Annotated in this window: 6 protein-coding genes; 5 read left to right on the plus strand and 1 reads right to left on the minus strand. The window is 58.7% G+C overall.

From position 1 onward, the window contains the following. Positions 1 to 200 precede the first annotated feature (200 nt). Complete coding sequence (locus QSJ80_RS03630; RefSeq protein ID WP_285762920.1) at positions 201 to 10,685, plus strand: isopeptide-forming domain-containing fimbrial protein; 10,485 nt, start codon at positions 201 to 203, stop codon at positions 10,683 to 10,685. Continuing rightward, positions 10,685 to 15,445 (plus strand): flagellar motor protein MotB, encoded by a 4,761-nt coding sequence (locus QSJ80_RS03635; protein WP_285762921.1) that lies wholly within the window; start codon positions 10,685 to 10,687, stop codon positions 15,443 to 15,445. The genes QSJ80_RS03630 and QSJ80_RS03635 overlap by 1 nt, the downstream gene beginning before the upstream one ends. 33 nt (positions 15,446 to 15,478) lie before the next feature. Here the strand turns inward: QSJ80_RS03635 and QSJ80_RS03640 are convergent, their stop codons facing one another. Continuing rightward, positions 15,479 to 16,393, minus strand: coding sequence for a LysR substrate-binding domain-containing protein (locus QSJ80_RS03640; protein WP_285762922.1), 915 nt, complete (start codon positions 16,391 to 16,393; stop codon positions 15,479 to 15,481). A 152-nt stretch (positions 16,394 to 16,545) separates the two neighbouring features. Between QSJ80_RS03640 and QSJ80_RS03645 the strand changes: the two genes are divergently transcribed. From QSJ80_RS03645 to QSJ80_RS03655, 3 genes are all read left to right on the plus strand, one after another. Next, positions 16,546 to 17,457, plus strand: coding sequence for a dimethylarginine dimethylaminohydrolase family protein (locus QSJ80_RS03645; RefSeq protein WP_285762924.1), 912 nt, complete (start codon positions 16,546 to 16,548; stop codon positions 17,455 to 17,457). 41 nt (positions 17,458 to 17,498) lie between these two features. Beyond that, positions 17,499 to 18,731, plus strand: a complete 1,233-nt coding sequence (locus QSJ80_RS03650) for a Zn-dependent hydrolase (RefSeq protein WP_285762925.1) — start codon at positions 17,499 to 17,501, stop codon at positions 18,729 to 18,731. A gap of 360 nt (positions 18,732 to 19,091) precedes the next feature. Next, entirely contained in the window at positions 19,092 to 21,551 is a 2,460-nt protein-coding gene (locus tag QSJ80_RS03655; protein ID WP_285762926.1) for a DUF305 domain-containing protein, read from the plus strand. Positions 21,552 to 21,556: the final 5 nt, after the last annotated feature.

Here is a 21,556-nt window from a genome sequence, read left to right on the forward strand (position 1 = left end):
TGAGGTTCCGGTGAGAACTGTTTGGCAAACAAGGAAAAATTTGGCCTTACCCCTTCGTTTGTTATGACGCATTTCACGCCCTTATACCCCATCTGTCGATAAGGTGCGCTAACCGGAGAAATCCCTCTGGTGGCGTGCCCGCGATTCATGCCGGGCGAGCAAGGGCTAATGGCCGATTGGATGTGATGATGGCAGGTGTAATGGGGCTGAAATTGATCAATAAACTGGTGCGCAATGTTGTCACCGGTCGTGGCCTGGTGCTGCGCCCATTGCTCGGTGTTCTTTTGTCCCTGGTGGTGGCGCAGGTCGCCCTTGCTGACTCATTCAAGGTTTCTGACTTTGAGACTGTGCCGACTGCGCCGCCGAATCTGGCGGGTATGCCGGATGGCTGTCTGATCGATGGGCCTTACATGCCCACAACGGATGGTACCGGGCGCACCATGGCGCCCCAAGACCAGCTCTCGATCAACCGATCCTGCACCATCCGTAATTTCACCTGCGATGTTCCGCTCGAGTCCACCCTGAATTTCGCAGGGGTGCCGGACGGGACCCTCATCATTTTTGACAATGTCTGTTTCGGTGGCAATTTTGCCTGCGCAAACGTCGATGGAAAGGCATCCGTGTGGGCAGTCAACGGCTCTGACTTCAGTACTGTACGCGAGGGCTGCCAGGATCTGGTGATCCCGGTAGAGAAAATTGAAAAGCGGGCAACTGATCTTACTGGCACGCCGATTTCTCAGGTCACCGTTGGAGTGCCGTTTATCTATATGCTGGATGTACCGGTGCTGTTCGATCCGGTCAATGGCACAGTCCTGCAGTCCGCGGGATCCCTCAATGACATCCAGTCCATCACTATCCAGGATGATCTCTCACTCGCAGCGCTGGGCGTGGACCTGCGTCTGGAAAGTGTGACCGCCTACTATGAAGACAATAGCGGCGCGACCGTGCCCATGTCACAGGGTAGCGATTATTCATTCAGCAATAGTGGCAGTCCGGTCAACCCGGGAACCCTGACCTTTGAAATCCTCAACCCCGCGACCTTACCGGCGGGGGCGCAGGTACACTTCTCAATCCAGGTGGTATTGAAAGATTCACCGGTGAATAGCGTCGGCACGTTTTTCACAAATATTGCGACCTGGGAATTTGCGCGGGAAATCAACGGCACTTTCTATGACCCACTCCCGGGTGAAAATGGCGTGGCGGATTTGCTGAGCATCTCCAGTCCAGATCTGGTGCTGACCAAGACCACCAGTGCTACAGCGGTGAATTTCACCGACCAGCCTGGCTACTCCATCAGCGTACAAAATGTTGGTGGAACCCCGGCCTGGAATGTCGTGGTGGAAGACCAGCTGCCGGTGGCTATGCAGGAGCTCGACCCCACGAGTCTGCCAATAACTGTAAGCATGGGCGGGACGCCTCTGTCGGAAGGCACACACTATACGTTGTCCTATACCAGTCCGCCGGCTGCCGGTGCCGGATTGCTTCGCCTTGAGCTGTTGGATGCCGCCGGGGGCCTGGCCCAGAACGCAACGTTGCAGATCAATTACAGCAGTCAGCTGAACCAGCCCGGACAACCCAATGAGCCCGCCAATGGCGACGTACTGGAAAACGGCGCCGCGGCGACCGCTTGGTATAACGACGCGAGTGGAAACAATAACCGAGCGGAGTTCCTTCGCACATTTACCGACGGCACCGTCGGGACGGATGATCATCAGGATGTTGCCTCTGTTGAGGCGGCGCTGTCCGGTTACTATTTTGAAAAAACCGTTGCCAACCAGACCATTGGCGCCTACCCGGCGACCAGAGCCGCCCCGGGCGATGTGTTGCTCTATAACATCCATCTATTCAACGTGGACCAGAACATCACGGATATAGTGATCCGCGATACTGTTCCGACGGGACTCACAGACAGCAGTGTCACGACGTGTCGCATCGACGGGCCGGCTGCTCCGGCAGTTGTACCTGTTTGTACCCTTACCGGTAATCAGTTACTGGTGCAGGGTAATGGCGGTGCGCTGTCACTGCCGCAGGGATATGACCTGGTCGTCGAGTTCCAGGCGACTGTGGGAAACTCATTGGCCAATGGCGCTGTGGTTTCCAATCAGGCGGAGCTGACTGCAACCGGTATCACATCGGTTTCTCCGGCGCCGGCCTTTTATCTCAGTGATGATCCATTTGTAAACGGCGTGTCTGATCCCGAAGCCCTGGGAGATGAGGATCCCACTGTCTTCACGGTTGTTGCTCCGGGGCCACTGAGTAAACAGGGGCCTGGATTCGGCAGCGCGGCTATCGGCCAGACATTCAGCTATCAGATTACGGTGCCGGCCACGGCGGTAGACGCGCCCCTCTATGATGTGCGTGTGTTCGATGCGCTGCCCGCGAACCTGGAATTCCTGTCAGCCAGCGCCAGTGTCGGCGCTGCGACATACAACCTGAGCAACACCGGCAGCGGCAATAACCTGGTACTGGAGGAGACTGCCATCGGTCTCGATATTCCGACGGGCCAGCAGGCTGTGGTTACACTCCAGGTGCGCCTGGCTAACCAGATCGACAATCAGGATTCTTCACCCGCATTCAGCAATACGGCAAGTTATACCTACAGTCGTGTTCAGGGCGGCAGCCAGAGCGATGGCAGCGGGACGCAGGATGCGACCACAGCGCTTAGTATCGTAGAGCCCCAGCTTACTGCCAGTAAGGCAGTCACCAATGTGACGCAGGGCGGAAGCATCGCCGCACGCGGGGGCGACATCCTCGAATACACCGTCAACCTGGCGAGCAGCGGAACCTCGACCGCTTTCGATGTTTCCATTATCGATACTCTGCCTGATGGCCTTGTTATGGTTCCCGGCTCCGCCGAGATCACTCTCGGGGGGAGTGCCAATCCGGTTACGCCGGGTGTCGACGGTAATGTGCTGTCCTGGGGGCGTGTTAATGGGGATGAAAGACTGGATATCCCGGTCAGACAGACGCTCACGCTGACTTATCAGGTACAGGTAAATGGTGCCGACGGCGGTGATCTCGTCAATAGTGTTGAAGTGGACTGGACGTCACTCGATGGCGCGCAACTTGAAGAGCGCACCGGTAACGATCGCACTGCCGACGCAGCGGCCCTGAACAACTATTTCACCACCGCCACCAGTACCCTGGCATCGGTCGACGTCACCGCGTTTACCAAAGCGGTTGTCGGTGACAGCTGGGGCAGCGGTATTGCGACGAGTGCAGATACAACCGCACGAGCGGGAGATTTCGTAACTTACCAGTTGGCCCTCACCCTGCCGGAGGGGTTGATCCAGGGCGTGGTTGTCACAGACGTCCTGGATGCGGGGCTCGCTTTCGTTGATGTGGTCAGCATAAACGGGGTGAGCGGCGCGCCTTATTCCAGCACGGGGGTATTTACCCACGGGGATATCAATGCCGGCAATGTACCGGTGGCTGGCCAGACCGGCACGCTGACCTGGACGCTCGGCGATATCTCCAATGCCGTCAACAATGACCCGTCAGATGACCGCTTTGAAATTATCTATCGCGCGCGGGTACAGCATGGTGCAGCGGAATTGCCTGCGCCGACACCCACGGCGACGACTCTGGGGAACCAGGCCAGCCTCCAATACGCCTACGCGAACGGAACTCCGGCTCCTGCACTGCCAGCCTCGGCCAGTGTCGAAGTGTTACAGCCGCAGATCTCGGCATTGACCAAATCTGGCATGGTGCTGCCGGCAAGTGGGTCGTTGGTGGGTGATGGGTTGTCGGCGGCTACGGCTTTTGTGGTGGATATCACCGCGAACACAATGGACTTTTCCGTTGAGGCATGTAACAGCGGTGATGCACCGGCCTATGGTGTACGGCTGCTCGACGACTTGCCGGCGGAACTGGATGAAAGCTCAATCACCGGGTTAACCGTTTCCATTGACGGTGCGCCGCTGGCGGCGGCAGATTACAGTTACACCGCACCAGCCGCGCGCGATGGCAGCATCACTGTCGACCTCAACACGCCATTGGATCCGGCGAGCTGCGTGGTTCTTGGGTATCGCATTGGCTTTCATACGGATATTGCGCCGAACCAGGTCTGGTCCAATGTAGCAGAGCTGGGTGCTTACTGGTCTCGACCCTCCCTTGATAGCGCGGATGCACGCGAATATATGGCGCTCAATCCTGTCGCCGCATCCAGCGTCTGGATGACCAATACTTTCGAGGCGCAAGCACCAACAAAAACCATTTCGGTCTCCGAAGCCACGATCGGGCAGGACGTGACCTATACCATCACCGTGCCAGGTACTCCGGTCAATGCCGCGCTCGGTAGCGTTTCCGTAGGCGATACCCTGGACCCGGCGTTGCAGTTTGTGAGCGCTACGGTGGAGCTGAATGGCGCCCCGCTGGCGGTGAGTGCCGTCCAAAGTGGTCAGGACCTCAGCTGGGATATCGGGGATATTCCCGCGGGTCAGCAGGCCGTCATCAGCCTGACTGCGCGCGTAGCGAATACCCAGAGTGTGAACACCGCAATCAGTCCGGTACAGAATCTCGCAACTTACAATTACACGGGTACGGCACAGCCGCTCACCAGTACACCTGTAGATCTGACTATCGTCGAGCCGGAACTGGCAATGACCAAGACGGTCGCGAATATCACTGACCCGGGTCAGCCCGCGGCCAGCGGAGATGTGCTGGAGTACACGCTGACAATTCCCAACGGCGGCAGTTCTACCGCTTTTGATGTCAATGTCGCTGATTTGCTACCGGCGCAGCTGAGCTATGTCGATGCCAGTGCATCTGCCGTCATTGACGCTAATCCGGTTCCCGGTTTTAACGCTGTGCCCACGGTCAGTGGTACGACTCTTATCTGGGGTCGGGACAATGGGGACGCTTCACTGGTAATCCCCGCAGGCAGTGAGCTGGTGCTGGGTTACCGGGTGAATGTTGATACGGTTACTGCGGAGAATATTGTCAACAGCGCCCTGGTCGACTGGACATCTCTCGACGGCGCATTTACTGGCAATCGTGAGCGCACCGGTGCGGGCTGCCCCACCGTCACACCACCCGATACCTATTGCACTGGTGCGACCAGCGGCCTGGATGTGGACTACAACATCGACCTGACCAAGGCCTATCTGAGCGATAGCTGGAATGGTGATGGCAATTTACGTGTGGGGGATACGGTCGAGTATGAAGTCACCCTGGCACTGGTCGAGGGTACCCATACTGATCTGGTATTGGCGGATACCCTGCCCGTGGGTATGGCATTTGTCGAAGTCGTGCGTGCAGATTTCTTTGGACTGCCGCAGGGCGCACCGCCAGTACCGGATGTGAGCCCGGACGGGCGCACGGCGACCTGGACTCTGGCCACGCTGACCAACCCTGTCGATGGTGACTCGGCTAACGATTTCCTGACCATTGTCTACCGCGCGCGGGTACAGAACGGTGACGTGCTGAACCAGCAGCCCACGACGCAGGCGTTGAACAACACGGTCACCCTGAATTATCCGGTGGGAGGGGTTCCGGCAGCGCCCCTGATTGCTAATGCGGCAGTGAATGCCCTGCAGCCGTTATTGTCCGTCAGTAAGTCAGCGCTGACTTCGATCGACGGTGACACCGTGATCCGTGCCGGCGAAACCGCGATCTATACAGTAGACGTTGCCAATACTGGTGCGGCCCCGGCTTACGATCTCGTGCTGGAAGATATCCTGCCCGCAGGCCTGCGGCAGAATGGTGTGACACCGGTGAGCGCGTCTCTGGTGAACGCGGGTGGTAGCTTTAGCGTGACGCCATCCTATGACAACAGCACCGGTACAGCGCTGTGGGATTTCGACAGTGCAGGCGGCGCCGCGATTCCTGCCGGGGATACCCTGCGCGTGGTCTACGAGGTGACCGGAGATGGCGACCTCGGCGCGGGGTTAACGCTTACTAACAGTGCTCGCGCGCTGCGTTACTATTCCTTTGACGATGACCTGGTGCCTTCTAACAGCAGCGTAGATTGGCGTGAGGAATATGGTCCGTCGGAAGCCGCCACTTCCATCCTCACCACGCCGATACCGGGTGTATTGAGCAAGGTTACCGCGCAGGATACGGTGGCGATCGGTGAGCAGCTGACCTATTCCATTACTATCCCGGAAACACCTGTGGATGTTGCGCTGCAGGATGTGCGCATCATGGACGATCTCACAGCGACGGGAGTCGACCTGGAGTTTGTGTCTGCGACGCTGACAGGCGTCGCTCTGGAAAACCTTGGTTCCGCCAGCAATCTCATCCTGGCCCAGGCTGGCGGCATCAATGTACCGGCGGGCGGACAGGTTGAAGTACTTGTGACGGTCGAGGTATTGAATACCGCAAACAACCAGAGCCGTGTAGAGCCGTTTATCAACCGCGCCTGGTACGACTACGATACCGGTGTGGCGCGTCTCGGTGACGATGCAACGACCGGTGCCGATGCCAATCCCGTGACCATTGCACATCCCGAGCTGGTGGTTACGAAGAGTGGCCCGGCTTCACTGCGAGTCGGTACGCCAGACAACTTTACCTTGCTGGTAGAGAATAGCGGAGCCACCTCTGCCTGGAACCCGACACTGACCGACTGGCTACCAAACCCAGCCCCGGGTGGTATGTGCGACATGCAGCCCGCAATACAGAGTGCAGAGATCCAGAAAGCCGATGGCTCCACCATTGCACTCGCGGCTGCAGATTTTTCTGTCGCGCTGACAGAGGGCGAGCCCACCTGTGAATTCACCATGACGCTACTGGCCGATGTGCCGCTGGGAAGCGGTGACCGGCTCAGCCTTGCCTATGAGGTGGCGCTTGATGATGACAATATTCATGGCAGTACGCTGATGAACATTGCCGGCGCTACCCAGTGGTATAGCGCTGCCGCAGTTTCCGACCAGCGTTTCGGCTACCAGCGCCAGTTAAGTGATGGCACGCCGGCCGTAGTCGATCATGAAGACAGCCATGAATTCTTTGTGGAATCGGCGGAGCTGGAAACCCGGAAGACGGTATTCAATGTCACGACTGGCGAATCCGGCGCGACTGCCAGTCCCGGTGACACACTGCGTTACACCATTGAAATCCAGAATGTCAGCGACATCCCGCTGAACAGCTTTAGCCTGCTGGACGAACTGGATCGCCTGAATGCCACTGCAATGTTCGCAGCGGACTCGCTCGTCCTGGTCTCAACCCCGGACGGCGCCAATGCAGCGGTCACTGGCAATGGCGGCGCCCTTGGTACCGGCTTGCTTGAGGTCAACGGATTGTCAATTGCTCCGGCAGGGCAGGCTGGCGATTTACTGACTGTTGTGTTCGAGGCGACACTGGTTCAGGTTATCACCAGCGACACTGAGGTTTTGAACCAGGCGCAACTGGCGGCGGGTTCCGTGATATTTGGAAACAGTGATGATCCGCTCGTCGCTGGCGTTGAAGATCCCACGCAGACTCTGATCAGCTCTGCCCCCCAATTCGTGATCGAGAAAACCTCGGAAGACATGACAGGTGACCCTGCGATCCTGGTTCCGGGGGATGTCCTGCGCTACACACTCACAATTGAGAATGTCGGCAGTGAAGACGCACTTGAAGCGAGCCTGCGTGACCAGGTTCCCGCGAATACCACTTATATCGCAGCGTCCACCTTCCTCAATGGCGCAGGTGTAGCCGATGTGAACGGATTGTCGCCTCTGACCGCCGGAATGACAGTACAGTCGCCAGGCGCCGACCCGGGTGTGCTGCCCGCGGACCCGGCAGCTACCGGCACCGGAAAAGCCACTGTCACATTTGATGTCACGATCAACGATGTCAATGAAGGTACGCTGATTTCCAACCAGGGTTTCCTCAATGGCACCGGCGCGGGTAGTGGCGCCTTCACCGAGCGTCCCTCGGATGATCCGGCCACGGATGTAGCTGATGACCCGACGGTGGATGTAGTTGGGCAGCTGCCGTTGCTGCTGGCACACAAGACCGTTGCCATCGAAGTGGACAATGGTACGGCCAGCATTCTCGATCCCGGTGATACGCTGCGATACACCATCGTTATCACCAATACCGGCGAGGTGGATGCGACCCTGGCCGAGTTACTGGACCCGGTGCCGGCCAATACTACCTACGTTGCCGGCAGTACCTATCTGAACGACGTTGCCGTACCGGACAATACCGGTGGCCGCACGCAGCTCGATGTCGGCCTGCCGGTTTCGTCTGGTGACCGCACACCGCCGTTGCCGGGTGCGGCGGAAGGCGTGATCACCGCCGGCGAAAGCGCGGTTGTGACCTTCGATGTTATGGTCAATGCTGGCACTGCTCGCGGCACTGTGATCAGTAACCAGGGGCGGCTATCGAGTCAGGAAGTGTCTAACACCCTGACCGATGCGGATGGTGACCCGGCCAATGGCGCGCAACCCACGGATATTGTGGTGGGCGATGCGCAGCAGCTTTCTATTACCAAGCAGGTTGCAGTAGTGGGTGGTGGTGCCGCGGAGGCTGGAGCTGTTCTTGAATATCTGGTTACCGTGAAAAACATCAGTTCGGTACCGGTGTCCGGTGCAGTAATTACCGACGATCTCGCCACAGCCGGCGATGGTGTGCTCACCTACGTCGACGCCTCGGCCTACCTGAACGGCCTGCAGAATGGTGTAGCGGTAAACGGAATGGTGGTCAGCGCCGACTACGGGGCAAGCTACGGAAACCTGATGCCAGGTGAGGAGGCCACCTTGCGCTTCCAGGCGCGCCTCGCTGACAACCTCGCGATAGGATCACGGGTGACCAACACCGCATTGGTCGTCTGGGGTGATCCCCAGCAGAGTGCGACCGCGCAGGTGACGATTGACCTGGGTGGTACCCCGGGCATTGCCAACCTGGCCGGTTACCTCTGGCACGATGCAAACTTCAGCCTGGCGAATGAAGGGCAGGAACAGGTGCTGCCGAACTGGAACGTAGCACTCTACCGCGGTGATGTTCTGCTGGAGAGGGTACAGAGTGATGAAAACGGCTATTACCAGTTCGACGGCCTGGTGCCGAATATGTACGGCGGCCTTCCTCTCGATAACGAGCCACCGTATCAAATCCGCTTCTCGGCGCCCGGCGCCGGCGTCAATAGCGCCGCCCTGGGCTTTGCTGACTCGGACTTTACCAACGGCCTGCACACCATCGCGGATATCTATGTAGAGGCTGGCCGAAACCTGCAGGCACTGAACCTGCCGATTGCGCCCAATGGCGTGGTGTACGATTCGGTATTGCGCGCCCCGGTAGCTGGCGCCACTCTGACAATGGTCCGCGCGAGTTCCGGTGCGGAGTTGCCCGACACCTGCTTCGATGATTCGAAACAGCAGAATCAGGTTACCCTGCCGGGCGGACACTATCGCTTCGATATCAACTTCAGTGGTGGCGCCTGCCCGGCAAACGCTGACTACCTGATTCAGGTGCAGTTACCCGGCGCTGGCTACGTTGCCGGGCCTTCGGCCGTAATACCGCCACAGTCCGGCGTGGACACAGCCGGCTTTGACGTGGCTGCCTGCGTTGGCTCGGCAGCCGATGCAGTACCTGCGACGACCGGGCACTGTGAAATCCAGGCCTCGGAGCGGCCACCGGGCCTGGGCGTCGCTGCACGTGATCCGGGCACCGACTACTACCTGCGCCTGACCCTTTCTGACCTGCAGCGCCCTCGCGACAGCCAGCTGTTCAATAACCACATTGCGGTTGATCCGGTGCTGGAAGGTGCGCTGTCGATTACCAAGACGACGGCAATGCAGAACGTCACGCGCAGCCGCCTGGTGCCCTACACCATTACGTTCAATAACACTTTGCCTGTTCCGTTGAATGACCTGCGTCTGGTCGACTTTTTCCCCGCCGGCTTCAAGTATGTCGCCGGTTCCGCGCGTGTGGATGGTGAGGCGATCGAACCACAGGTGGAGGGGCTTCAGCTAGCCTGGGACAACCTGAGTGTCGGTGCGGAACAGACCCGTACCGCGAAACTATTATTGGTGGTTGGCTCCGGGGTCGGTGAGGGCGAGTACGTCAACCGGGCAAGGGTTTTCAATGCCCTGTCTGGCCAGTATGCATCCGGTGAGGCCTCGGCCACAGTGCGGGTGGTACCGGATCCGAGCTTCGACTGCACTGACGTGGTCGGTAAGGTATTCGACGATCGCAATATGAATGGCTACCAGGACAGTGGCGAGACGGGCGTTGCGGGCGCGCGGGTTGTCAGTGCAACCGGCCTCAATGCTACCACCGATGCCCATGGTCGATTCCATATTACCTGCGCTGCAGTACCGAACCAGGAGCGGGGCTCCAATTTTGTACTCAAGCTGGATGACCGTAGCCTGCCCAGCGGCTACCGCCTTACAACGGAAAACCCGCGGGTACAACGGGCGACCCGGGGCAAGATGATGGAGTTCAACTTCGGTGCCGGCCTTCACCGTGTCGTGCGACTGGACCTGGCTGATGCGGTATTCGAACCACGTACAGCCATGCTCCGTCCGCAGTGGCAGTCGCGACTGTCACTGCTGCAGGAAAAATTGGAGCAGGCGCCCTCGGTATTGCGTCTCTCCTACCTGGCTGAGATCGAGTCCGAATCGTTGGTCGAGTCCCGGCTGCAGGCGATCAAGGCGCAGATAGCAGAAGCCTGGCTGCGTGAGGGCGGAGGCTACGAACTGAAAATTGAAACTGAAATTTTCTGGCGACGTGGCGCGCCGCCAGAAAAGGGAGGATGGGAGTAATGTCCTCTAACTCAAAATTTGGCGGCGCACTGCATCCGATCGCCGCCGCACTGGCGATCGCGATTGCAGGCACTGCACCGGGTATGCTCCATGCACAGGGTGAGGAAAAGTCCAAACCTTGGTGGCACTTGTGGAAATTGGGGCAATCGGACGGCGATGTGGCATTCGAGCTGCGCGAGCAAGCACCGGGTAACAACACCGAGTCGATGCTCCTCAAGCCCCCGGCGCGAAAGTGGCTTCAGGATCCGGCACAGTTTGTGGAAGCGCAGGAACCGGATGCTCTTGAGCAGCCGGAGGCTGAGAATACGCAGGCAGCGCTGTCGCCTAGCCAGGCAATGCAGCTGAACCGGGTAAAGATCTGTCGTCAGGAAACTGTGTGCCGATTGCACTACACCGCAGGGACTGAACAGCGGGCACGCCTCCGGAACTTGGTAACGCCCTTGCGCTGGGGGGCCGGGCAAACACAGTTGCCGGAGGGATTTGTACGCAGGATTGTCGAGGCGCGTGCGAATCTGGCGGACAAAAGTAACCTGGTCATGCATTTTGTTGGCCACAGTGCGGAGTTACCCGGGATTGAAAATTCTGAGCAGTTACTACAGCAGTCATCCGCGGAAGCCAGGCGCGTGGCCCTGGCAGTGCGCGACGCCCTGAACCTGCCGAGCGAGGCCGTCACCAGCAGTGGTAAAGGCACCAGTCAGCCGGTTGCCGGCAACGATACCAGCAAGGGCCGTTCCCTCAACCAGCGCGTGGAAGTGGAATTTTGGTACGACGACCCGATGGAGTCTGCCGGTGACGGTGTGCTGGCCTGTCCGGAAAGTGCAGCCGCTGAAACCATTACGATCGCGCATGAATCGCCAACCGGTCCCTTGCCCAGCATACGCTTTGTGAACGGTGCGCCAGAGCTCACCCAGAGCCAGTTGGCCCATATTCGTAATGTGATGGCTGAGGTGGAGAGCAAGGCAAACGTACGCCTTGGCTTTGTGGGCTACACCGACAACAAGGGGCTGGAGAGACGCGAAGCCATGGTCTATGGGGATGACCTGGGTCTGTCGCGTTCACGCGCACAGCGCGCTATGGCGCTGGTGCAGCAAGGCCTGGGCTTGACGGACTCGCAGGTTGAGTTTGAGGGGCGCGGCCATGTACAGAGTGATAATGTGGTTGCGGATGGTTTTCTAGGGAGCGGCGAAGCGCGCGTCGAGGTGCAGGTACTTTACGACGAGCTGGCGATCCTGGCGGAACAGGACCGTATCGAGATCGAGCGCATCGAGCAGGAAGCGCAGGTTAACAATCCCTTTGCCCTGAACCTGATGCGCATTACCGTTGACGGTAGCCCGGAGTACGACCCTTACCGCAATTCTGCCGACCTGCAGCGCTGCACCGATGTCGCGCTGGACGAGGCCAACATCCAGTTCCGTTTCGATAACCAGGATGCGCAGCCGCGGCTAAACGTAACGGCATGGCCGGAAACGATCCGTTACGCGGATGACCTGGAAACGGACATTGACGAGAGCAAGGTCCGCTTCAAGAGTTACAGCAATTACCCGGCATTTATTGACCGATCTGAGATACGACTGTTCGAGGATGGCCTGTCCACCCGAAGCACGCCGCTGGCGATAATTCCGCTGGACGCCAACGGCGAGGGGGAATGGAATGCAGACCTGCAGGTGTTCCAGGCGCCGATGAAGAAACTGCAGTTCCTGCTGCGTGCCTACGACAAAGAAAACCGCTTTGATGAGACGAGCCCGCAAAGCCTGTGGCTGGTGGATCGGCTCGATTCCGCTCCGGTAGAGAGTGAGGCCGAGAACAAATTGCTGGCGGGGTACGGCGAGAGCCGTCTCGCACGCCAGACTATTCCGCTGGGTGGCAGCTCGGTGCTGGTCAATGGGCAGCAGGTGCCAGACGGGCATACCGTCTGGCTCGGTGGCAATCCGGTCCCGGTCGGGGAAAACGGCGCTTTTGCCGGCGAGCAGATTCTCGACAAGGGGCTGCATACGGTAGAAGTCGCGGTACTTGATGCCGAGGGCAACGGTGAACTGTTCCTGCGTGACGTGCGCTTCCGCCGGAATGACTGGTTCAGCGTTGGTATTGCCGACCTCACCATCTCTGCGGATGATACCAATGGTCCCGCCGCACTGGTCACCGGTGATGCGAGCAGCTACGACAATTCCGTGCATTACGACGGGCGCCTTGCGTTTTATACCAGTGGCTCTTTCGGGGATGGCTGGCGACTTTCCGCCAGTGCAGATACCCAGGAAGGTCCGGTGGACGAGCTGTTCTCAAGCTTTCTGGAAAAGTCCCCGGACGCATTGTTCCGCCGGCTCGATGCCGACCTGTACTACCCGACTTTCGGTGATGATTCCACGGTAGTGGAAGACGCACCCACTTCCGGTAAGTTCTATACCAAGTTGTCCCGCTATGACGACTATGGACTGTGGGGCAATTTCAAGGCCTCCCATATGGACAATGAGCTGGCCCAGATCGATCGCGCGCTCTACGGTGCCAGTGGTCACTTCGAGACGGATGCCGTCACCGACTTTGGTGAAAAGCGTTTCGAAATCGACGGCTTTGCCGCTGAGCCGGGCACCATCGCCGGGCGGGAAGAGTTTCGCGGTACCGGTGGTTCCCTTTATTTCCTCCGCCAGCAAGACCTGCTGGTAGGTTCGGAGCGCCTGCGGGTGGAAGTCCGGGACAAGGATTCAGGCCTGGTCCTTGGCGTCCGTAACCTGACCCCGGTCATCGATTACGATGTGGATTACATCCAGGGGCGGGTCATTCTCAACCGTCCGCTATCGGCGATTGCAAACGACAACCTGCTGGTGCAGAGCGGTTCCTATAACGGTCACCCGCAGTTCCTGGTGGCGCGCTACGAGTACACGCCGGGGTTCGAGGACATGGATGCGCTGGCGGTGGGCGGCCGGGCACATTACTGGTTCGGCGACCACGTCAAAATCGGCCTCAGTGGTACCCGCCAGGATGCGGGCGAACTGGAGTCCAAATTGCACGGTGTCGACCTGACCCTGCGCAAGAGCGCCGGAAGCTGGCTGAAAATTGAAACGGCGAGCAGCGAGGGCGGCAACCTGCAAAGTGTCTCGTCCTATGATGGCGGCTTCAGTTTCGAGCAGCAGGCTCCGCTCGCAGACCCAGGGGCACGGGCTGATGCATCGCGCATCGAGGGCACTGTGCAGCTGCAGGATTTCTTCGAGGGGGCACGTGGTAGCGGCACCTTCTATCATCAGGAACGCGAAGCCGGTTTCTCGGCACCGGGGCAGTTGGTGCAGGGGGAAACCATACAATCTGGGGCCAGTGTGAGTGTGCCGATTGGAACCCGCCTCGATGTCAACCTGAAGGCAGATTCGAGCAAGCGTGAGTTGGGCCTCGAGACCGAGTCTGTAGACCTTTCCGTCGGCTACCGCGTCAGTGAGCGCTGGAAAGTCACCACCGGTACACGCACGGATTCCCGCGAGGATTTGTCTCCGGTCGTTGCGCCTACCCAGACCCAGGGCGAGCGCACCGATATGGCGGTGAGGGCGAGCTACGACTCCGGCGAGGACTGGCGAGCGTTTGGCTTCGTTCAGCAGACGCTGGATGCCAGCGGCACCCGCGAAGAAAATAATCGCTATGGGGTGGGCAGTGCCTACCGCGTCAATGACCGCCTCACGCTGGATAGTGAGTTGTCCGAAGGCGACACCGGTACCGGGGCGCAACTGGGTGCGGACTTCCGCGTCAGTGATCGCACCAACCTGTACCTCAACTATGCACTGGATAACGAGCGCAGTGACACTGGGGTCCAGGCCCGGCGTGGCAATATGAGCAGCGGTTTCCGCAGTCGTTATTCTGACAGTCTCAACATTTACGGTGAGGAGCGCTACAGTCACGGCGATGTTGCTACCGGGCTCACCCACGCGCTCGGGGTGGACCTGTCTCCTGGCGAGCACTGGAGCTACGGCTCCACATTTGAGGCAGGAACTTTGGAAGATCCCCGTACTGGTGCCGAGACTGAGCGCCGTGCCGTGGGTCTGAGTGTGGGACGCAGTGGCGAGAGCATGCGCCTGTCATCGGCGCTGGAGTATCGCACCGACGTGATGGAGCAATCCACCGACGAGGCCTTGCCGAACCAGGAGCGCGAGACCTGGTTATTGAAGAACTCGCTAAGCTACCAGGTGGATGAGAACTGGCGGCTGGTTGCCAAGCTGAATTATTCAGACAGCAAGAGCTCGCTAGGCCAGTTTTACGGCGGTGAGTTCACCGAAGGCGTGCTGGGTTATGCCTATCGCCCGGTGGACAATGATCGCCTGAATGCACTGGTGAAATACACCTACTTCTACAATCTGCCAACGCCCGGACAGGTGACCCTGAAGAATACGGCGGCGGAGTTCATCCAGAAGAGCCATATTTTTGCCGTGGATGCCAACTACGATATCAGTGAGCGCTGGACCCTCGGCGCCAAGTACGCGCATCGGCTCGGGCAGTTGAGCATGGAACGGGAGGATCCCGAGTTCTTTGACAGCCGCGCGAACCTGTATGTGCTACGGGCCGACTGGCATCTGGTCCACCGCTGGGACCTGTTGATCGAAGGGCGTCTGCTGGACCTGCCGGATGCCGGAGACAGGCGCAGTGGCGCACTGCTGGGCATCTACCGGCATGTGGGTGATCACCTGAAGCTGGGAGTTGGTTACAACTTTACGGATTTCTCCGACGACCTGACCCAGCTGGACTACGACCACCAGGGCGTTTTCCTGAACGTCATCGGCAAGCTTTGATGGCCGCGCCGCGCTCCTACCAGCGCGGCGTGGTCAGCGCGCACTTTGCTGGTGAAGTTTTGTGCAGGCTTGCAGGTTTTCCTTGAGGTACTGCACAAACAGCTTTGCGCGCATGGTCGCGCGCTTGTCGTCATCCGTGAGCAGGTAGTGTTGCTCGGCGGAGTGGACGGTTTCATCAAACAGGCGAACCAGCTCGCCGCGCTCCAGTTCCCCCTGTACGTCGATCTGCTCTACCAGGCCCACACCAAAGCCACTGCGGATTGCGGTGAGTACCTGAAAGCTGTCTTCAAAAAAGATACGCTGCGGAATCTCGGCATCTATATCAAACAGCGAGAACCAGCGGCGCCAGAGACCGTGCTGGTCGTGCAGCAAAGGGAGTTGCAGCAGATCCTGTGGCCGCCGGATAGGCCCGGTTTCATTCAGCAGTGCGCGATGGCAGGCCGGGAAGTACTGTTCCCGGAACAGGGTCTCGATCTTGCGCCCTCCGGCCTCGGGCTTGCCGTAGCAGATGGCGATGTCGACATCGCGAGGCAGCTCCTGCTGGCGTGGCTCGATGTTGGTCAGGCGGATATCGATATCCGGGAAGCGCTGGCAGAAGCTGGTGATCACCGAAACCAGCCAACCGGCCCCGATCGAAGGGGTCGATGCCACCACCAGACTGCCCTCGACGGAATCCGGATCCAGGTACAGTACGGACTCTGCTATCCTGTCCAGCCCTTCGCTGACGCCGGTGTAAAGCTGGCGGCCGCTGGAGGTCAGGGACAGGCGATTGTGGCTGCGATCAAACAGGTCGAGCTGCAGTAGCGCCTCCAGCTGCTTGATCTGGCGGCTGACCGCGCTGTGGGATACGCCCAGTTCCTGCGCCGCGAGCCGCAGGTTGCAGTGTCGCGCGGCCACTTCAAAGGCGCGCATGGCATTCAGGGGCAGTCGCCGCCGGGTCAGTAGCATAGGGCGCCTTGGTAAGAAAATGTAACCATAATGTTAACAATTAGTAGGTTGTGTTGCATTTTTTAGGTGATTAATCTCGGTACTATTACCCTTTACCTGAAATTGATGGTCGCTGGCGGAAAGCCCTGGCGCGGCCTGTTTGAGGAGTTTCCATGGCGAATTTCACCTACCAGCGACGTAATACCGACGGCAAGACACCGGAACTCAGCCCGTGGGGCATGAACTCCGAGTACGGTGTGTTGAGGGATGTACTGATCGGCCCGATGGACCACTATTCGTGGCAGACCGGCAACGCCATGTCGCGCCGTGCCATCCGCCTTGGCCGCGAGTTCGACCCGAAAGTGGCGCGGCAGCAGTACAACGAAATGCTGGATATCTATCGCTCCCAGGGCGCCACGCCGCATTTTCTCGAACCGGATGAAAACCTGCCGTACCAGATCTACGCGCGCGATTCCTCGGTGATGACGCCGTGGGGGCCGATTGTGACGCAGATGTACAGCCCCTGGCGCCGCGGCGAGTGGGTCGAGGTGGTCAAGTTCTACCAGCGCATGGATATCCCCCTGTACGATATCGTTACCGCCGGCTCCCTCGAGGGCGGCGATTTTATGGTGCTGGAGCCCGGCGTTATCCTGTGTGGTTACACCGGCGAGCGCACCAGTGAAGCGGGCCTGAACCAGATGCGTCAGTGGGTCGAAGCCGAGGGCTGGGAGTTCAAGTCCTACCAGTTCGACCCTTATTTCCTCCACCTGGATGTGAAGGTGGCGATGCTGTCGGAGAAGCTCGCGGCAGTTTGCACCGAGGCCGTGGAAGACGAGCTGCTGGACTGGTTTAAGGCCCGCAATATCGAGATCATCGATATCTCTTACCGCTCGGTGTTGGAGCTGGGGGTGAACGTGGTGGCGCTTGGCAATGACCGCGTGCTGATCCCGGCGGCAAGCACCGAGTTGATTGAAAAATCCAAGGCGCATGGCCTTGAGGTGTTCGCCCCGGATATGTCCATGTTTACCTCCGGCGGCGGTGGCGTGCACTGCATGTGCCAACCGTTGCGCCGTGATCCGGTTTAATTCGTTCAATCTCAAAAACTTTAAAGGGCATCGAACAGATCATGTCGCTAATCAAAATCAACCGGGAACGACTCTGGGCCAGCCTCATGGAAATGGCTGCCATCGGCGCCACTGACAAGGGCGGTTGCAATCGCCAGGCGTTGACCGAGGAAGACAAGTTGGGCAGGGAGCTGTTCATCCGCTGGTGTGAGGAAGCCGGCTGTACAATCCGCGTGGACCAGATGGGTAATATTTTTGCCCGCCGCGAGGGCACGGAGGCCAATGCTGCAGCAGTGATCACGGGCAGTCACCTGGATACGCAGCCCACCGGTGGCAAGTTCGACGGGGTATACGGTGTGCTGGCGGGGCTTGAGGTGATTCGAAGCCTCAATGATCACGAGGTTGCCACTCATCACCCGATCGAAGTGGTGGTATGGACTAACGAGGAAGGCGCACGTTTTTCCCCTGCCATGATCGGCTCCGGGGTCTGGTGTGGCGAATTCTCCCTGGACTACGGCTGGAGCCGCGCTGACAAGGCCGGCAAGACCATCAAGCAGGAACTGGAAAATACCGGTTTTCTGGGCGAGGTCCCGTGTGAGCCTGCGAACATCAAGGCGGCATTTGAACTGCATATCGAGCAGGGGCCGATACTGGAGAAAACCGAAACCACCATTGGCGTGGTGGAGGGCGTACAGGGTATGCGCTGGTATGACCTGACCCTGATCGGCCAGCCGGTACACGCCGGCCCGACGCCAATGGAGGATCGCAAGGATCCATTTATGGCGCTTACGGAAATCACCGCGCAGCTATACCAGCTGGCTGAGCAGAACGCCCCGCGGGCGCGGGTGACGTTCGGTGATATCCGTGCGGAACCGGGCTCACGTAATACCGTACCGGAGAAACTGGTACTGGCAGTGGACTTGCGCCATCCGCAGCAGGCCAGACTGGAAGAAATGGATACGGCCTTCCGCGCGATCGCCGCGTCCGTCGGTGAAAAGTTCGGTATCGCCACCGAGATTCGCGACGAATGGAACTCTCCGGCAGTGCAGTTCAGTGAGCAGTGTATCGAGGCAGTGCAGTCGGCGGTGGACGGGCTGGAATACTCGAATATGCGTATGTTCAGCGGCGCCGGCCACGATTCTGTTTATGTTTCCCGCCGTGTGCCAACCTCCATGATCTTTGTGCCCTGTGAAAAAGGCATCAGCCACAATGAGGCGGAAAACGCTGATCAGGGTGATATCGGCGCGGGTGCGGACGTCCTGCTGAATGCCATGATCAAGGCGGCCTCTGCCTGAGGCTGCCGGTTATCCACTTGACCGGGTATGTCTCACGACATGCCCGGCATGCCCCTCCTGAATTTCTACCAGAAAGACGTAATAACGTGTAATTGGCGCGGTTTGACTCTGCAGGATCCTGTAGCGTAACCTCGTCTAAGTGATTTTTTCACGCATCCCAGTATTCGCTTTCTTTATTACTGGCCCCGGCCGCTTTCTCTTTCCGGGGTGGTGTACCTCTCTGTTCACTTTTGTTGTTTCACTCGCGGTATGTTCGCCTATGCGCGGCTTGGCGATCATCAGCTAAATAGGGGAAACGTTTTGGCTTCTATCAAGAAAAATAAATTGGCTGTTTTTATCTCGGCCCAAGTTGGGGTCTGTTTGTTTGGTTTGGCGAGCCTTGCCGGTGCGGATGCGCCGATCGTGCATCCGGGAGCCCCGGGGCAGGAACCCCGGGAAATCTCTGCGGAGGAAGCCGTTCGGGTTGCCTCGGTCACCCATACGCGTGCAGACGCTCGCTTTATGCAGGATATGATCCCGCACCACCACCAGGCGATGGAAATGGCGGCGCTCGTTGCCAAGCGCACCAACAACCAGGAGATCATAGATCTCGCCGGCCGTATCGACAGTTCCCAGAGTGATGAAATCGCCCTGATGCAGGCATGGCTAGCGGAGCGCGGAGAGACGGTGCCGGATCCGTCACACCATCATGCCATGCACACGAGCCATATGATGGCGGGCATGGCGACCCCGAAGCAGATGCGGCAGCTGGCAAAGTCCAAGGGGCCGGAATTTGATCGCCTGTTCCTGGAATTGATGATCCGCCACCACGACGGCGCAGTCAAAATGGTAAAGGATTTGCTTGGCCAGAGCGGCGCCGCTTATGACCCGGTCCTGTTCGAATTCACCTCCGATATCGTTAACGACCAGACTGCGGAAATCAAACGTATGGGAGCGCTGTTGATCGGCCTTCAGAGCGATCCCAGGTCTGCATTGGAGCCGGGGCTTGCAGATGCAGGGCAGGCCAGTCTTAACATCAGGCACATTGCACTGATTCCCAAGCCACCGGGCTTTGTCAATCCGGATAACCCTGCGGAGCTGGCACCGAAAAAGGAAGAAGTAGCGAAAGAAACGACCGGTGACTCTGAGGGCGCAAGCGAGGAGTCAAGCGAGGGTGGGCAGGAAAATAGTGAAGAGGTGATGGCCGCAGTAGAGCCAGTTGATGAGGAGAAAAAACGCTGGCCATTGATGAGCTTTTCCAACACCGATATGGCGTTTCGCGGCGACATTATGGTTGCCGGTAACTATCACGGCTTTAATACCTACAAGTTAAAGGAAAATGGCATTCCTGAGCACATCGCATCGATTGTCTGTCCCGGTGGGCAGGGCGATGTTTCGATTGTGGGCGACCTGCTGATCATGTCTGTTGAAGAGACTCGTGGCCGGGTCGATTGCGGGTTGGAAGGGGTGTTTGAAGACGTCAGCGACGATCGCTTCCGCGGTCTGCGTATTTTCGATATCAGTGATATTGCGCGACCGGTTCAGGTCGGTGCGGTCCAGACCTGTCGTGGCTCCCATACCCATTCGGTGGTTTCCGGTCCCGGCAGCGATGGCAAGATTATTGTCTACAACTCGGGCATTGCATCGGTTCGCGATGCGGAAGAAATGCCCGGCTGCTATGACGAAGTGCCCGGTGATACGCGTACGGCGCTGTTCAGGATCGATGTCATTGAAATTCCTGTGGATGAACCGTCTAAAGCCCGGATTATTGACAGCCCTGCCGTATTTGCGGATCCGGAAACCGGTTCACTGGCGGGGCTCTGGCGTGGTGGTGACCATGGTGAGGACACACAGAAAACCTATCGTACGGACCAGTGCCACGATATTACCGTGTTCCCGGAAGCCAATATTGCCGCTGGCGCCTGTTCCGGTAACGGCATCTTGTTTGATATCTCCAATCCACGTAAACCCAAGCGCCTGGATGCAGTAACCGACCAGGGTTTTGCCTACTGGCACTCCGCGACATTCAACAATGATGGCACCAAGGTTGTCTTTACCGATGAGTGGGGTGGAGGTATGCGCGCACGCTGTCGCCCGCACGATCCGGTCACCTGGGGTGCAAACGCTATCTATGACATTGTCGATGGCAAGCTCGAGTTCCGCAGCCACTACAAGATGCCGGCAGCCCAGACGGAGCAGGAGAATTGCGTTGCCCATAACGGCGCCATAGTACCGGTGCCGGGAAGGGATATCTTCGTGCAGGCCTGGTACCAGGGTGGTATATCCGTCATGGACTTTACCGACTCGGCCAATCCGGTGGAAATTGCCTATTTCGATCGCGGTCCGGTTGATGCCGAAGAGCTTGCGCTCGGCGGCTTCTGGTCCAGCTACTGGTATAACGGTTATATCTACGGTACGGAAATCATTCGCGGCATCGATGTACTGGAACTGCTGCCGAGTGATTACCTGAGCAAGAATGAAGTTGCAGCTGCGCGGCTTGCCGACCAGGGAGATGCCTTCAATCCACAGCAGCAGTTCAGCGTTTCCTGGCCGGATGCACCCGAGGTCGCGGCTGCCTATGTTGACCAGCTGAGGAGGGCTGGCGACCTCAATCGCCGCCTGGGTGATGACATCGAGCAGGCACTTTCCGAAGCCGGCCCCCTGGCCGTCAGGGGCGTTCAGAAAGACAGTCTCGCGGGTGAGCTCGAGGTGCTGGCTGCACGCTTGAAAAAGGCGCCGGCAAGCACTGAGCAATCCGGTGCTCGTCTCAAGCTTGCCCGTGCGCTCACCGGAATCGCCGATAGACTCAAAAGTGAGGATACAACGGCTACTCGCCCTTAATCGGG

It is taken from the genome of Biformimicrobium ophioploci, assembly GCF_030270605.1.
Lineage (GTDB): Bacteria > Pseudomonadota > Gammaproteobacteria > Pseudomonadales > Cellvibrionaceae > Biformimicrobium > Biformimicrobium ophioploci.

Excerpts from the sequence above, each read along its gene's own strand:
- QSJ80_RS03650 (WP_285762925.1), top strand. The coding sequence starts at position 17,499 with ATGTCGCTAATCAAAATCAACCGGGAACGACTCTGGGCCAGCCTCATG.
- QSJ80_RS03640 (WP_285762922.1), bottom strand. The coding sequence starts at position 16,393 with ATGCTACTGACCCGGCGGCGACTGCCCCTGAATGCCATGCGCGCCTTT.
- QSJ80_RS03635 (WP_285762921.1), top strand. The coding sequence starts at position 10,685 with ATGTCCTCTAACTCAAAATTTGGCGGCGCACTGCATCCGATCGCCGCC.
- QSJ80_RS03645 (WP_285762924.1), top strand. The coding sequence starts at position 16,546 with ATGGCGAATTTCACCTACCAGCGACGTAATACCGACGGCAAGACACCG.
- QSJ80_RS03630 (WP_285762920.1), top strand. The coding sequence starts at position 201 with ATGGGGCTGAAATTGATCAATAAACTGGTGCGCAATGTTGTCACCGGT.